Annotated in this window: 3 protein-coding genes; all 3 read left to right on the forward strand. The window is 47.8% G+C overall.

Translation table 11 applies throughout. The features are described from left to right. Positions 1-4,385: beta-ketoacyl synthase N-terminal-like domain-containing protein (locus tag F6K38_RS23085; RefSeq protein ID WP_287357544.1), on the forward strand; the 4,385-nt coding region annotated here is incomplete at its 5' end. Next, positions 4,382-16,231 carry a non-ribosomal peptide synthetase gene (locus F6K38_RS23090; protein WP_287357546.1) on the forward strand — a complete coding sequence of 3,950 codons (11,850 nt, stop codon included), beginning with the start codon at positions 4,382-4,384 and terminating at the stop codon, positions 16,229-16,231. The genes F6K38_RS23085 and F6K38_RS23090, both read left to right, overlap by 4 nt. A gap of 93 nt (positions 16,232-16,324) precedes the next feature. Then, positions 16,325-17,404 (forward strand): amidohydrolase family protein, encoded by a 1,080-nt coding sequence (locus tag F6K38_RS23095; RefSeq protein ID WP_287357548.1) that lies wholly within the window; start codon positions 16,325-16,327, stop codon positions 17,402-17,404. Positions 17,405-17,811 lie beyond the last annotated feature (407 nt).

Here is a 17,811-nt window from a genome sequence, read left to right on the forward strand (position 1 = left end):
AGGAAACAGCCTTAGCCTTACCTCAAACTGAGGTAGAACAGGTAATTGTCAATATTTGGCAAGATGTCCTCGGTTTAGATAAAATTGGCTTGCAAGAGAACTTCTTTGAATTAGGTGGTCATTCCCTCTTACTGCTAACGCTACAAAGTCAGTTGCAAGAATCTTTTGGCAAAGAGCTGTCCATCGCAGAGATGTTTAGTCATCCCACTATCGAGGCGTTGGCTCAATATTTCACCCAGACGCAACCTGAAGATTCAGCAGCCCAACAGGGGTATGCACGGGCACAGATTCGCCAAGAAGTTCGTAGAGCGGACTCAACAGAGATTGCGGTGATTGGGATGTCAGGTCGATTTCCTGGCGCAGATAATCTCGATCAATTTTGGCAGAACTTACGAAATGGAACGGAGTCTATTACCTTTTTATCGGATGCCGAACTATTAGCGTCTGGCATCGATCCGAAGCTTTTAAGTAATCCTAATTATGTCAGAGCAAGTCCAATTCTTTCTGATGTGCAATATTTTGATGCTCACTTCTTTGGCTATAGTCGCAGAGAAGCTGAATTAATGGATCCCCAGCAACGATTATTGATGGAATGTGCCTGGGAGAGCTTGGAGGATGCAGGGTATAATCCTCTGACTTATTCAGGTTCTATTGGTTTGTATGCAGGCTCGCAGTTAAATACTTATTTCATCCACAATCTTCTGCCTAACCGTGGTAATTTCGATACTCAAGATGATTTACGAGTGCTGACGCCCGATTCTATCGGCGGTCTTCAGATGATACTCGCTAGTGATAAGGATTATCTGACAACACGTATCTCCTATAAATTGAACCTAACTGGACCCAGTGTCAGTATGCAAGTGGCTTGTTCAACCTCGCTCGCGACAGTTCACACAGCGATCCAGAGCTTGCTCAGTGGAGAATGTGACTTGGCACTGGCAGGAGGGGTTTCGGTGCAGGTGCCTCAACAGGTGGGACATCTTCACCAAGAAGGGCTTCTGGGTTCGCCCGATGGTCATTGTCGAGCTTTTGATGCCCAAGCAGAAGGAACCATTTTCGGCAGCGGTGTTGGCTTGGTAGTCTTGAAGCGCATAGATGCAGCTCTCGCAGATGGCGATCGAATCTATGCAGTCATTAAGGGTTCTGCCATGACGAACGATGGAAACAACAAAGTTGGGTATGCTGCTCCCAATGGGGAAGGACAGGCCAGGGCGGTGGCTGAGGCAATTGCAGTGTCTAATATAAACCCTGAGACGATTACCTATGTGGAAGCTCACGGCACGGGAACATTGCTCGGAGACCCGATCGAAGTCAGTGCCCTCAGTCAAGCATTTCAGACTCAAACTCAACGCAAACAGTTTTGTGCCCTTGGCTCTGTCAAAACTAATGTGGGGCATCTACAAATCAGCTCCGGCATTGTGGGATTAATTAAGACCATCCTCTCCCTTTATCACAAACAAATCCCCCCTAGTCTCCATTTTGAAACACCGAATCCTAAAATTGACTTTGCCAATAGTCCGTTTTTTGTGAATACAACGCTCTGTGAGTGGAAAACAAATGGTCATCCTCGACGAGCAGGGGTTCACTCCTTTGGGATTGGGGGGACCAATGCCCATGTGGTCTTGGAGGAAGCGCCAGACCAGAAAAAACAACAAACTAAAAACGAAGATGGAGTCAAGATTGAGACGCGATCACACAATCTTCTCACCTTGGCTGCTAAGACAGCACCTGCCCTGCAAGCGTTAGTGAAGTACTATCAAAGCTATTTGAATACCAATGCCGAGGTGGATCTAAGGGATATTTGTTATACAACCCATGTAGGGAGAGCACACTTCGATCGCCGGTTGGCAATTGTGAGTGATTCGATCCCCGATCTGCGACAAAAGCTAGCACAGGTTTTGAATGATCAGGGTGAGTTTAACCCAGAACAGGTTCTGGAGTCCGATCAAGGAAAGACTCATGCCTCAACTCGATCCCAAATTGCTTTCTTGTTCACGGGTCAAGGGTCGCAATATCTGAACATGGGACGGCAACTGTATCAAACTTGGTCTGTTTTTCGGGACGCGATCGACCAATGTGACCAGATTTTACAGCCAGAACTTGAGGTTTCTTTGATTGATGTTCTGTATCCGAAAACAGCAGATGATCAGAGTGCCGATTGGCTAGATAAAGCAATATATACTCAACTGGCTTTGTTTGCGATAGAATATGCCTTGGCTCAATTATGGCAGTCCTGGGGGATTCAGCCAGCAGTGGTGATGGGACATGGTGTAGGTGAGTATGTGGCAGCGACGATCGCGGGGGTCTTTGATTTAGAAACAGGACTAAAACTGATTACTGCTCAAGGTCAATTGATGCAGGAGTTGCCTGCCGGGGGAGCGATGGTTTCGGTGATGGCCTCTGACAAAAAAGTACGATCCCTGATTTCTCCCCATGTAGAAACTGTCTCCATTGCAGCGATTAATGGACCTGAAAGTGTGGTGCTCTCGGGTGCAGCAGAGGTTTTGGAGGCGATAGTCAGCAAGCTTGAATCAATAGGGATAAAGACCAAGTCCCTGCAAATTTCCCATGGGTTTCATTCTCCCCTGATGGAGCCGATGCTGGCTGAGTTTACAATGGTGGCTGAACAACTAACTTATCATTCCCCTCGCATTCCCTTGATATCAAATGTGACGGGGGCAAAAGCAGACGAACAAATCGCCACTGCTCAGTACTGGGTTAATCACATTCGTCAACCAGTCCGGTTTGCCCATAGTATGGAAGCATTATCTGAATTCGGGTATGACTGCTTTCTAGAAATTGGACCCAAGCCCATTTTATTGGAGATGGGGCGTCAATGCCTCCCAGAAGGGACAGGGGTGTGGTTACCGTCTCTGCGTCCGACAGTAGATGATGAGCAACAGATCCTCTCTAGTTTGGGGCAGTTATATATGCACGGGGCCACAGTGGACTGGTTTGGGTTTGAACAGCATGGTGGTCAGAAAGTGACCTTACCCACATATCCATTCCAGCGACAGCGATATTGGGTGGAGGCGACTTCCGATCGCGGTGATAACAGGCGTTTGCTGGGCAGTGCCCAGAGCAAACTCCATCCCCTCATTACCCAAAAGTTCCAATCACCCTTAAGCAAAGATATCTTCTTTGAATCTCATTTAAGCACAGAAGCTTTGCCCTTCCTGGCTGATTACCAGATCTATGATCGCGTTGTTGTACCTGGGGCCTGCTATCTCTCACTCCTACTCACTACAACCTCCCTCACATGCTCCCAAGCAGGATGTCAGCTAACCAATATTGTCTTTACTCAGGCCTTAGCTATCCCTGAGGGACAAACATGCACAGTGCAAACCATGTTGACCCCACAGGAGGAAAACCTAAATTTCCAAGTCATTAGTTTTGCTACTCATCCTGCTGACAATACCAGTGTCTCCCAAACTCAACCCTATACGCTCCATGCTGAAGGCAATCTAGCATCCTGGCATGATACTCTCCCCAAACTCTCTGTCCAGGACATTCAGGGTCGTTGCTCTCAGGTTGTGGAAGGAACAACTATCTACCAAAAGCTTGAGCAACGCCATATCCAGTTAGGAGAGTATTTTCGCTGGATTGAAACGGCCTGGGTTGGCAATCAAGAGTTTTTGATTTGCTTAAAGCAGCCCACTTTTGTCAGAGATGCTGATAGCTACCCACTTTATCCATCCTTGATTGATGCCTGTTTCCAGTTGATCATTGCTGATGCCATCACCCACTCTGCCACTGACACTAAAACGTGGCTCCCTCTCCAGATTGAACGCTTTTCCTATATGGGGCATTCCCCAGGGGAAACGCTCTGGTGTCATGGTCAGTTACGCCCAAATCAGGGAGAAGGTGCTGACAGACAAATCTGGGATCTACTGCTATTTAATGTTGAGGGCCAAGGAATGGCTCGCATTGAGGGTTTTGAAGTCAGACAGGCCAATCCAGAGGTTGTTCTGAGAACAATAACGACAATAGAGTCGGCACCAACGGCAAAAGATGATCAAATTTTAGCTCAAATAAAAGTAGCATTAGAGGCCGAAAGAGAACAGCTCCTGAGGACTTATCTCCAAGAGCAAGTTGCTCATCTGTTGGGAATGAAAACCTCAGAAATTGATGTACAACAACATTTAAATTATATGGGCCTTGACTCTCTGGTTGCAGTTAACTTGCGAAATCGACTTCAAACCAAGTTATCAGTTCATATTCCAATTACAAAATTCATGGAAGAACTCACTATTGCTGCTCTATCAACTGAACTCAATCAGCAACTGACCCAACTGGAACAGAAGCACACGTCAGGCTTGGATAATAATCAGCAACTTCAGAGCGGAAATGTTAACGATAGTGATTGGATTGAGGTGGATTTATGAACTTGGTTGAATTCTTGCAAGACCTTTCACTCAAGGGCGTCAAGTTATGGCTTGACAATGGTAAATTGCGGAGTGGCGGTTCTCAAAAAGTTCTGAAGTCCGACATTGTTAACCAATTGAAGCAGCACAAGGCTGAAATATTACAGCTCCTCAATGAGCAACCGGATCTTCTCCAAGTTCATGCTCTGTCCTATGGCCAAAAAGGTATTTGGTTTTTGTGGCAGCTTTCGCCCAAGAGCTACGCCTACAATGTATCATTTGCCATTCGGATTTACTCCGAAGTTGATATAAACATCTGGCGGCAAGCCTTTCTGATATTAAGGGAACGTCATTCCTCTTTACGCAGTACATTCCCAAATCGAGGTCAAGCTCCAATCCAATGGATCCACCAAGATCAAAAATTAGATTTCTTGCAGATTAATGCTGCAATCTGGGATGAAGAGACTTTACGGGCGAAGGTTGTTGAAGCGCATCGCCATCCCTTTGACTTGGAAACAGAACCAGTGATGCGAGTTAGATGGTTCAACTGCTCAGAACAAGATCATATCCTTTTGTTGACGATCCACCATATTGCAGTGGATGGATGGTCACTAAATTTAATTGTCAAAGAATTATCAGAAATCTATCAGGCACTACTAGCAGGAGTTGAAGTCTCGCTGCAACCCCTGACGCACACGTACCAAGATTATGTCCATTGGCAACAGGCATTAGTTGAGAGAGAGGAAGGAAAACGACTTTGGGATTATTGGCAACAAAAGCTGGCGGGTGAGTTACCGGTACTGAATTTACCGACAGACAGACCGCGTCCTGCAATCAAAAGCGATCATGGTGCAGCTTACCCGTTTCAGGTGTCTCAACAGCTGACTCAGAACATTAAGGCGCTGGCTAAATCGGAAGGGGTTACCCTTTACATGCTCCTGTTGGCGGCTTTTCAAGTACTTCTGTATCGTTATACGGGGCAAGAGGATATCTTGGTGGGCTCTCCTACCTCCGGGCGAACAGAATCGGAGTTTGACTCAATTGTGGGATACTTTGTTGATCTCATGGTCTTCCGCTCAGATGTATCCGGTCATACCTCTTTTCGAGACTTCCTGGCTCAAGTGCGACAAACTGTTATGGGGGCATTAGACCATCAGAATTATCCTTTTACGTTGTTGATTGAAAGGTTACATCTGGAGCGAGATCCGAGCCGTCCCCCTATTTTCCAAGTCTCCTTTGCACTCCAGAACTTATTAGAAGCCCAAGAGATTCAGCAGTTTCTAGGCAGAACAGATACTTTCATTAATTGGGGTGGCATGGAGGTGAAAACAGTTGCCATCGATCAGTATGAAAATCAATATGACTTAACACTGGAAATAATCGAGACAGACTCAAGGCTATCTGGGTTCTTCAAGTACAACACTGACCTATTTGATGAGCAAACCATTGCCCAGATGGCTAGTCATTTACAAACGTTATTGACAGTAATTTTGGCTCATCCTGAGTACCCGATCAGCCAGCTACCTATATTGAGTGATCCAGAACAGCAACAGGTGTTGGTGGATTGGAATCAGACCACCACCGATTACCCCAGAGATCGATGTATCCATCAACTCTTTGAAGCCCAGGTTGAAAAAACACCAGACGCAATCGCAGTGGTGTTTGAAGATCAATACCTCACCTATGCCCAGTTGAACACCAAAGCCAATCAACTGGCCCACTATTTGCAACAGCAAGGTGTGGGGCCAAACGTTTTAGTGGGCATTTGTGTAGAGCGGACTCTAGAAATGGTGGTGGGAATGCTCGGGATCCTCAAAGCAGGCGGTGCCTATGTGCCCATGGATCCCACCTATCCCCAGCAGAGATTGGCCCATCTATTGAGGGATTCGCAGGTGGAAATCTTGTTGACCCAACCACGATTGGTCGACAAGATTTCCACCCATAGTGCCCAAGTCCTCTGTTTGGATGGGGATTGGGAAGATCGCGCTGAGACCTACAGTTCTCACAACCCAGTTAGCGGTTCAGCAGCCGATCATCTGGCCTATATGATGTATACCTCGGGGTCCACGGGCACCCCCAAAGGGGTATTAATTGCCCATCAAAGCGTACTCAATTTCGTGTTTTGGTATCACCAAGCCTTTGAGATGAGTACTGCAGATAGAGCGACTCAAGCAGGGGCTGTGGCATTTGATGCTGTCGTCTGGGAAGTATGGCCATCCTTGACAATTGGAGCTAGTGTTTATTTAGTCCAGCGTGAGGTACTCCTCTCATCACCAGCGCAGCTGCAACAGTGGTTAATTGACCAGGAAATTACCCTCAGCTTGTTTCCCATATCAATTGCCCAGGAACTCTTGTTGTTAGATTGGCCAAACACTAATAAGTTGCGTGTGCTGCAAACAGGGGGCGATCGGCTGATTGTCTATCCCAAAGCTAACTTGCCGTTTGAGGTGATCAATAACTACGGCCCAACGGAAAATACAGTGGTGACTACCTCTGGAGTTGTGGTCAATGACGGCTCATCTCACAAGCAGCCCAACATTGGCAAACCAATCAACAATACTCAGGTCTATATTCTCGATCGCTACCTTAATCCCGTCCCCATTGGTGTACCTGGTGAGCTGCACATTGGTGGCGATGGCCTAGCGCTTGGCTATCACAACCGACCTGAACTTACCCAAGAGAAGTTCATTGCCCATCCTTTTAGTTCAGACCCAGAGGCTCGCCTGTATAAAACCGGCGATTTAGCCCGTTATTTACCTGATGGGAATATTGAGTTCTTAGGTCGCATCGATCGCCAAGTCAAAATTCGCGGTTTTCGGGTAGAAACAAGCGAAATTGAAGTTATCCTCAATCAACATCCCCAAGTTCAACAAGTTGTCGTAGTTGCCCTAACAGATCACTTAGGTTCCAAACGGTTGGCAGCCTATATCGTTAGTAGCAATCCATCCGTTAGTCTCCATGAACTCCGTCAATTTGTGCAACAGCAAGTCCCTGACTACATGGTGCCCTCTGCATTGATGGTTTTAGATGCTATCCCCCTCACACCCAATGGAAAGGTTGACCATCGGGCTCTGCCCAGTCCTGACTTCACCAGTAGTTTGGTCACTGAATTCATTGCACCTCGAACACCAATTGAGCAGGCCATTGCTGAAATTTGCTCTGCGGTATTAGGCGTAGAATCCATCGGCATTTACGATAATTTCTTTGATCTGGGAGGCCATTCTTTACTCGCTACTCAAGTGGTCTCTCGCCTGCAGCAGACCTTTGGGCTCCAGTTCCCTGTAAGTCAAGTCTTTGATACTCCAACTGTAAAGGGTTTGGGGGAGTATTTGACCTCACTGCAAAAGGCTATTATAACTGGTGATGATGAACCACTAGCGATTCCGCCCATTTCCAGAGAAGGTTCCCCACCTCCCCTATCCTTTGCGCAACAACGGCTGTGGTTTCTGGAACAAACGAACTTAACTGGCAATGCCTACCACATTCCCGTAGCTTTACATCTCAGAGGTCAACTACAGATCGCTGCCCTCCAAGACAGTTTTAACCAGCTGATCGTTCGCCATGAACCGCTCAGAACTCGGTTTGCCCAAACCAATGGCACACCCTATCAAATGATTGGTGCCCCGTTTGCTCTTGAACTGCCAATCTGCGACTTAAGTGGTTTATCTCCCTCTAAAAAAATCATTCAACTCCAACAGTTACTACAACAAGAAAATCAGAAGCTCTTTAACCTTGAGTTAGATCCACCAATCCGTACCCAGTTGTTCCAACTGGCAACCACTGAGTATGTTTTGGTGGTGACTTTACATCACATTGTTGCTGATGGCTGGTCTATGACAGTCTTTGTTCAAGATCTGTCTGCCTTGTATCAAGCTGCCCTACTTGACCAACAGGATGCCTTACCAACGCTTCCTATACAGTATGCTGACTTTGCTGTGTGGCAACGGCAGTGGTTACAAGGGCAAGCTCTGGCGACCCAACTGGACTATTGGAAGCAAAAACTTCATAATCTGTCTCCTCTACAGTTGTCCACAGATCATCCCCGATCAGCTATTGAGTCTTTCCGGGGAGCTGGACAAAGCTTCGAGATCTCTGCTCCCCTTACAGCCCAGTTAAAGCATCTCAACCAGCAGGCAGGAGCAACCTTATTTATGACCCTGTTGGCAGCCTTCAAGGTTTTACTATTTCGTTATAGCGGTCAAGAGGGAATTGCAGTGGGGTCCCCAATAGCCAATCGGAATCGTCCTGAGATTGAAGGATTGATTGGGTTTTTCGTCAACTCCTTGGTAATGTATACGGATTTGAGTGGTGATCCCAGTTTTATCGAAGTCTTAGCCCGAGTCAGACAAACTGCTTTAGAAGCCTATGCTCATCAAGACCTTCCCTTTGAAAAATTGGTCGAAGAATTACAACCCGAGCGATCTTTACACCGCAACCCCTTATTCGAAGTCCTGTTTTCGGTCCAACAGCAAGAGGCTATGGAGCCCAACTTCAGCTTGCCAAACTTAGAGGTGAGTTGGTACAAGGAGACGAGTGCTGAAATAACGGTTCGGTTGGATCTCGAATTTCACCTGTGGCTTGAGGGAGAAGAATTAAAGGGATTGTGTGCCTACAACCGAGATTTGTTTGAAGCGGACACCATCAAACGGATGCTCAGCCACTACCAAAATCTGCTGACAGCGATCTTGGCTAATCCTGAGCAGCCCATCAGCCAATTACCCATGATGAGTACCTCAGAACAACAACAAGTTTTGGTGGAGTGGAATCAAAGCACCATTGCTTACCCGTCAAACCAATGCATCCATCAACTCTTTGAAGCCCAGGCTGAGAAAACACCAGACGCAGTCGCAGTCATCTTTGAGAACCAAAGAGTCACATATTCTGAGTTGAATATTAGAGCCAATCAGCTGGCGCACTATTTACGACAGCAAGGCGTAGGGCCAGACGTGCTAGTCGGAATTTGTGTGGAACGTTCCCTCGAAATGGTCATGGGCCTATTAGGAATTCTCAAGGCTGGCGGAGCCTATGTACCTCTCGATCCTAACTATCCTCAACAGCGCTTAACTCAGGTCCTAGAAGATGCAGACGTGCAAGTTCTGTTAACTGACTTTCATTCTCAGTCTTGTTTGCCTCAAACAGAAAATTTGTTGATTCCCCTTGACCAGAACTGGTGGAAATCTGCAACAGATGATGAGGCTCAAACCCATTTTGTCAATCACCTTACCTCTTCTAATTTGGCATATGTACTGTATACGTCTGGCTCTACAGGTAAACCGAAAGGAGTTGCCATTGAGCATCGTAGCGCAGTTGCCCTGTTATATTGGGCTCGAACTGTCTTTAATGAAGACCAAATTGCTGGCGTATTAGCATCTACTTCTATTTGTTTTGATCTATCTGTATTTGAGTTATTTGTCCCCTTAAGTTGGGGTGGCAAGGTTATTTTAGCTGAGAATGCTTTACACCTACCAACCTTGCCTGCGGCAAATCAAGTGCGCCTGATTAACACTGTGCCTTCAGCAGCCCGAGCGTTAATCAGCTCTGATGGGATTCCCTCTAGTGTAGAAACAGTCAACTTAGCAGGTGAACCCCTTGATAATAAACTGGTCCAACAGCTCTATAACCAGACCACCATTCAGGCCGTTTACAATCTCTATGGTCCCAGTGAAGATACGACTTACTCCACCTTTGCCTTAATGGAGAAAGGGTCTAGTCAATCACCCTTAATTGGTAAACCAATTGTTAATAGCCAAGCCTATATCCTCGATAATTTGGGTCAACCAGTTCCCATTGGAGTCCCAGGAGAACTCCACCTGGGTGGTGATGGTCTTGCCCGATGCTACCTTAATCGACCAGAATTAACCCAAGAAAAGTTTATCCCCAATCCATTTAGTCAAAAGCCAGCTGCTCGTCTCTATAGGACTGGAGATTTAGCTCGTTATTTACCCGATGGGAATATTGATTTCTTAGGTCGCATAGACTATCAAGTTAAGATTCGGGGTTTTCGGATTGAAATAGGAGAAATTGAAGCGACTCTCAATCAAAATTCTGCTGTTAAAGAAACGGTTGTCATGGCCCGAGAGGATACCCCTGATAATAAGCAATTGGTTGCCTATATTGTTCCTAAATTAGACGCTCAAACCCTTAAAAAACCAGAGCTTTATGAACTGCAAGTCAGTAATTGGGAAAATATTTTCGATCAACAAATTGACACAGAAGCGAACAACCTTTCAGACCCACTCTTCAATATCCAAGGATGGCTGAACAGCTACGATTATAAACCATTCCCCGAAACCCAAATGCGCGTGTGGGCCAATGATATTGTCAGCCAAGTCCTGGCCCATCATCCCCAAAGTGTGTGGGAAATCGGCTGTGGTACAGGGATGCTGCTGTTTCAGCTCGCCCCCCACACTCAGAGCTACTACGGCACTGACATCTCCAATGCCTCCCTTGAGCACATCAAGCAGCAAATGTACCAGCGACCTGAGCAATATACTCATGTCACCCTGGCGCAGAAGCGAGCGGAAGACATGGCTGGGGTTGCTGACGATAGCTTTGATGTTATCCTTCTCAGTTCGATTGTCCAGTATTTCCCTAGTATTGATTACCTCTTGGAGGTGATTGAGAATAGCATTCGTGTCGTTAAGCCTGGGGGTATGATATTCCTAGGGGACGTCCGTTCTTATCCTTTAATGAGAGCCTTTCATACGTCAGTCCAACGATTCAGAGCGACTCTGTCCCTTGACATTCAACAGTTGCAGCAGCGGATTGAGCGGAGTATACAGCAAGAAACGGAGTTATTGGTGGACCCAGAATTCTTTGTGGCTCTCAAAGACAGATATACTGAAATCACTCATGTGCAAGTGCGCTTACAACGGGGCAGTGAAACTAATGAACTGATGAAATATCGCTACTCAGTACTGTTGCACATTGAGAGTCAGTCTCCATCAAACATACTCCCTGTGATTGTCAATGGTGTTGCAATGGACGCTCAAGCGATCGCCCAATATTTACAGCAACAACAGCCAGACGCAGTTTGTTTTAAGGGTTTGCTGAATCGTCGGGTAGCCACCGATGTGATCTGTGTAGAACGGCTGAGTGTGATCAAAGACAAACTTAATGTACAGCAATTAGAACAAACATTGTCTGACTCGCTTCAAGAGACCATTGATCCAGAGCAGCTTAACCAACTTAGTGCTGGGTTAGGGTATCACCTAGAACTGTGCTGGTCTGCCGATCCTAGGGATGGCTGTTTTGATGCCGTTTTTGTCCGACCTGAGATGGCAGCTGAAGCGATTTTGTTAACACCGTTGACACAAAAATCAATCGCTGCAGGCAATTGGCACCGTTATGGCAACAATCCCCTAGCAGATCAACAGGCAAAACAAGTCATCCCTCAGTTGAAGGAGTATTTGGAGCAGCGATTACCAGAGTATATGGTGCCGAATGCTTGGATCGTATTGTCGCAATTCCCACTCACGCCCAATGGTAAAGTTGATCGTCGTGCTTTGCCAGCACCTGATTTTGCCAATCATTTGTCAACCGATTTTGTTGCCCCTCGAACACCCACAGAGCAAGCACTAGCAGAAATTTGGGCAGATGTGCTGCATTTGGATGAAGTCGGGATTCACGATAACTTCTTTGAGCTCGGTGGCCACTCTCTACTTGCGACTCAATTAATTTCTCGACTCCGCCAGTCTTTAGGGCAAGAGATTTCTCTGGCCGCTCTATTTGATAGTCCTACCATTGCCCAATTAGACCAAGTCTTGGCCCAAATCCCTCAAACTGGAGGTTTATCAGAATCAGAACCGGATGAGCCTTTACCCATGATCGTCCCTACTCCAGACCAACGCTATCAACCCTTTCCCCTGACCAAGATTCAACAAGCCTATTGGCTCGGTCGTAATTCGGCCTTTGAGTTGGGTAATATTTCCACTCATGCCTATCTGGAAATCGATTGTGAGTCCTTAGACCTAGAACATTTGAGTTTCGCTTGGCAGCAAGTGATTGACAACCATGACATGCTGCGAATGTTGATTCTACCCAATGGTGAGCAGCAAGTTCTCAAGCAAGTTCCTCCCTATGAGATTGAAGTTTTAGACTTGCGTGGGCATTCAGAACCAACCATCTCAACTGAGCTAGAAGCCATTCGTCACCACATGTCCCATGAGATGTTTCCTGCTGGAGAGTGGCCACTGTTTAGGATCCGTGCCACTCACTTAGGGGATCAGCGTTATCGCTTGCACTGGGGCTTTGATGCCCTCGTTGCTGATGCCTGGAGCATGAGGATCATTTTGCAGCAATGGCTGGACTTGTATCAGACCAGAGACAACCCGCTACCACAGTCAGACCTCACATTTCGGGATTATGTGCTAGCAGAACTGAGTCTCAAAGATACCCCCCAATATCGACGCTCTCAATACTACTGGTGGAATCGCTTAGAAACCCTTCCTCCAGCACCAGAGCTTCCCTTAGCCCAGCAGACTGCCACCCTAGACCAACCTGAATTTAACTGCTACCAAGCGGAGCTGTCTGCAACCGATTGGCAACAATTGAAAGCCCGGGCCAAACAAGCCAATTTGACGCCTTCAGGGATTCTTTTAGCTACGTTTGCTGATTTGTTAGCCTACTGGAGCAAAAGTCCCAAATTCACGATCAACCTCACCCTGTTCAACCGGTTACCTTTACATCCTCAAGTCAATGAATTAGTAGGCGACTTCACCTCCTTGACGCTTCTAGAGGTCAATTGTACAGATGCTGTTCCCTTTGCCCAACGGGCTCAACGTCTCCAGGGGCAACTCTGGCAAGATTTAGACCATCGCTACGTCGGTGGTGTTGAGGTGCAGCGGGAACTGCGCCGTCAGCGCGGTAGTTATCAACCCCTGGGCGTTGTGTTTACCAGTACGTTAGCCCTTGATACGTTAGCTGAGAAAGGCTTGCCATCTCAACAACAGGACGCTTGGCCGTTAGATCAACTGGGGAAAACCGTTTACATGGTCAATAAAACCCCTCAAGTGTGGCTAGACCACGGTGTTGCAGAACAAAACGGTGCCTTACTACTGGTTTGGAATGTCGTTGAAGATCTCTTTCCAGAGAGGCTCCTCAATGACATGTTTACTAGCTACTACCATTGGCTACAACAGCTGGCCACATCTGATGCAGCTTGGACTCAGACTAGTCCCCAGCTGCTGCCAGCACCTCAACTCACCCAGCGTACTCAAGTCAATGCAACCGATGCCCCTATTTCTGAAGAGACCCTCCATAGTCTGTTTGTGAAGCAAGTGCATCAGCGACCTGAGGCGATCGCCCTCATCACCCCGCAACGCACCCTCACCTACCATGACCTCTACACTGAAGCTTATGCCCTCGGCCAGCAAGTTCAGCAATTGGGAGCCACCCCCAACACCCTAGTAGCCGTGCTCATGGAAAAAGGCTGGGAGCAAATCGTTGCTGTCTTAGGCATTTTGATGGCTGGTGCCGCCTATCTCCCTATTGATGCCGCCCTGCCCCAGGAGCGTCAATGGTCTTTGCTGGAGCAAGGAGAAGTCAAACTGGTCCTAACACAAACTGCCCTAACCCAGCGCTTAGCATTGCAAAACCACCTGCACTGCCTGGTGGTTGATCCCCAACCACAGGATATCATAGACACCCCCCTTGAAGCAAACGTCAGCAGCACCGATTTAGCCTATGTGATCTTTACCTCCGGTTCTACAGGAACCCCCAAAGGGGTGATGATCGATCACCGAGGAGCCGTTAACACCATCCAAGATATTAACCAACGGTTTGACATTCAGCCCAAGGATCGGATGCTGGCAGTCTCTGCCCTCAACTTTGACCTGTCTGTCTACGATATCTTTGGCCTCCTGGCAGCGGGGGGTACCTTGGTCATGCCCGCTCCAGAGGCAGCTAAAGACCCAGCCCATTGGGTTGAGTTAATGACGACCCACCACGTCACCCTCTGGAACACTGTCCCTGCCCTGATGCAGATGCTAGTGGAATATCTGTCTGAGCATCCAGACCAAGTAACCGAGGACCTCCGACTTGCCCTGTTGAGTGGTGATTGGATTCCACTCAATTTACCGACCCAAATCCAATCATTATGGCCCCAAGGACAGGTGGTCAGTCTGGGGGGAGCCACAGAGGCTTCCATTTGGTCGGTTTACTATGCCATTACCACGATAGAGCCGGACTGGAAGAGTGTTCCCTACGGTAAGCCACTGGTGAATCAAAGTCTCCATGTGCTCAATCATCACCTTGAACCTTGTCCCAATTGGGTTCCGGGTCAGCTCTACATTGGTGGGATTGCTCTGGCCCAGGGCTATTGGCGGGATGAGCAAAAAACGAATGCCAGCTTTATCCTGCATCCCCAGACTGGAGAGCGCTTGTATAAAACGGGTGATTTGGCTCGCTACTTACCCGACGGCAACATTGAATTTTTGGGTCGGGAGGATTTCCAAGTCAAAATCAGTGGTTATCGAATTGAACTGGGTGAGATTGAGGCAACCCTGCTGGGGCATGCTACAGTTAAGGAAACTGTTGTGGCTGCTGTGGGTGAGCTCCAGAGTAAGCAGTTGGTCGCCTATGTGGTCTTCGACTCAGAATCATCTGACTCTGCCACAGAAGATGACATGGGCATTGATGAACTGCGTCACTACTTGCAGCAGCAGTTGCCAGAGTATATGGTGCCGCCGAGTTACATGGTCCTCGATGCCCTGCCCCTAACGGCAAATGGTAAGGTCGATCGCAAACGATTGCCCACCCCTGAATTAATCAGCAATCATTACTCCCCTGACAACTACATTCCCCCGCGCAATCGCCAAGAGCTGCAACTGGTGAAGCTATGGGAGGAGATTTTAGAGGTTCAACCCATTGGGGTGGGCAGTCATTTCTTTGACTTGGGGGGGCACTCCCTGTTGGCCGTGCGCTTAATGAATCGCATCGAGCAGGACTTTGGGCGCTCGCTGCCCTTGGCGACTCTATTTCAGGCCCCAACCATTGAGCAACTGGCCGTGATCTTGCAGCAGGAGCAGGGGGTGCCCACCCTATCTCCCCTGGTTCCCATTCAACCCCAGGGGAACCAACCCCCCATTTTCTGTGTTCACCCTGCTGGTGGGACAGTCTTTTGCTACCTGGAGCTGTCCCAACTGCTCGGTGCAGACCAGCCCTTCTATGGATTGCAATCCCTTGGCCAACAGGAAGGACAAGCTCCGCTGACAACGGTGGAAGAGATGGCAATGGTTTACCTCACTGCGATTCGCGAAGTCCAACCCCAAGGTCCTTACCTACTGATGGGTTGGTCTTTTGGTGGGATGGTTGCCTTGCAGATAGCCCACGATTTGCTCTCCCAAGGTGAGCAGGTTGCATTTCTGGGTCTTTTGGATACCTATACACCGGCCCACATGCCTGATGAGCAAGCCTTATCAGAAGATGTGGAAGTAGTGTTGGAACTCTTTGGCGGTCCCCTCTCCCTCGATTGGGAAGTCCTCCGAGAATTACCATCGGAGCAACAAGCCGCCTTCATTTTGGAACAGGCTCGCCAGGCAAACCTAGTACCACCAGATTTGGGAGCAGACCAGATTGAGCGTCTTCTCCAGTTGATGAAGCTCAACCACAAGGCCATGCGCAGTTACTCCCCGCCTGACTATCCAGGTGTAATAACGCTGTTGCGCGCTGAATCTGGTTCAGTGGCAGTGTCCTCAGCGGAAGTGACAACCGATCCCACCTTGGGTTGGCAAGCAGTCACATCCTCAGGAATTGAGGTCCATACCATTCCTGGTTATCACGAATATATGGTGCATCAGCCTACAGTTGCTATTGTGGCTGAGACGCTCAAAGCTGGTATTGAAGGCGCACTCAATATCGATGCGTAGCTGTCATCCTAGTGATGACGGCAGTTGAACACTAACGGTTATTGGTCTATTGACTCACCACTGACAAATAAGTTCAAAAGGGAACGATGTACAATGCTGAAGAACTTTGACATTATTGATGCCGACAGCCATGTCGGAGAACCGGAAGATCTCTGGGAAAAATACCTAGAACCCGAGTTTAAAGACTTAGCACCTAAAAACTATCAATTTGACGGTGAGTTCATCCTGTACAAGTTTTCTGAACGTCTGATGGCAGAAGGTCTCAGGTTAGTGGAAGAGAACCCCGATCTACATGGCGCTAGTGACCCCCAGGCTCGAGTGGAATTAATGGACAAGATGGGGTCTGACATGACCTTTTTGTACCCAACCATGGGATTGTGGATGTGGGGAATTGACAGCATGGATTCTAAACTAGCTGCTGCTTTAGTCCGAGCCTATAACAATTGGCTATATGATTTTTGCAGTTACAACCCTCAAAAGCTAAGGGGCGTGGGTGCTATTAGCCAGCATGATCCCGCAGATATGGTGCCAGAGCTGCAGCGAATTGCAGAATTTGGTTGGCGAGCGGTCTTTATTCGCCCCAATCCAGTGAAGGGACGAATACTGAGCGATCCGGCCTATGAACCATTTTGGAGTGAGTGTGAACGCCTGAACATAGCCGTCACGGTTCATGAAGGAACCCATAGTCGTCTGCCCACCACGGGAGCCGATCGCTTTGACTCTCGTTTTGCACTCCATGCTTGCTCCCACCCAATGGAGTTGATGATGGGACTGTTGGCAATGATTGAGGGGGGCGTCTTAGAACGTCATCCCAAATTGAGGGTTGGCTTTTTTGAAGCGGGTTGTGGTTGGTTACCCTACTGGTTATGGCGCTTAGATGAGGAATATGAGAATCTCGCCTATGAAGTCAAGGATAATGTTAAGATGAAGCCCTCTGACTATTTCCGCCGTCAGTGCTTCATTGGTGTCGAAACATCAGAACCCTATCTACCCGAGTTAATCCAGTACATCGGAGCAGATAAATTATTGTTTGGGTCTGATTTCCCTCACATGGATCATCCGAACTTTATCGAAAGTGTCGATGAGGCTCTGGCACTGCGAGAGCGTCTCCCTGAGGAAACCATTCGCAAGATCCTCCATGACAATCCCTTGAATTACTACGGGCTAACATAGCGGCGTTGCTGAATCAAGTAATGGATAGGAGTAGAGTGGGCATCCTACCCGCTCGAAAATAAGCATGAAACTGGCAAGATGCCAGTTCCACGCAAGATGCCCATTCCACGCAAGCTACCCATTCTACAGGTGCGACCCTAGGGCGCGAGCAATCCCTCGCGCCCTAGGAGGCGCGCACCTACTCTTAAAATCATTATATTATTCAGCAACGCCGGATTTTTTCCCTATTCCCTATTCCCAGATCCGTTGTTCCCTGTTCCCTGTTCCCTGTTCCCTTTTTACTTTTATAAAACCACCTCTAATACCACGGTTTGGATCGCGAAGTTGAATATTATCTTCTAGTTCAAATGCACAAGGGAGTTTAGCAGACCAGCATAGCTCATGCTCTTCTGGAGAGATATCTTGTG

Origin of the sequence: Moorena sp. SIO3B2 (assembly GCF_010692525.1) — a bacterium.
GTDB classification, from domain to species: Bacteria; Cyanobacteriota; Cyanobacteriia; order Cyanobacteriales; family Coleofasciculaceae; genus Moorena; species Moorena producens.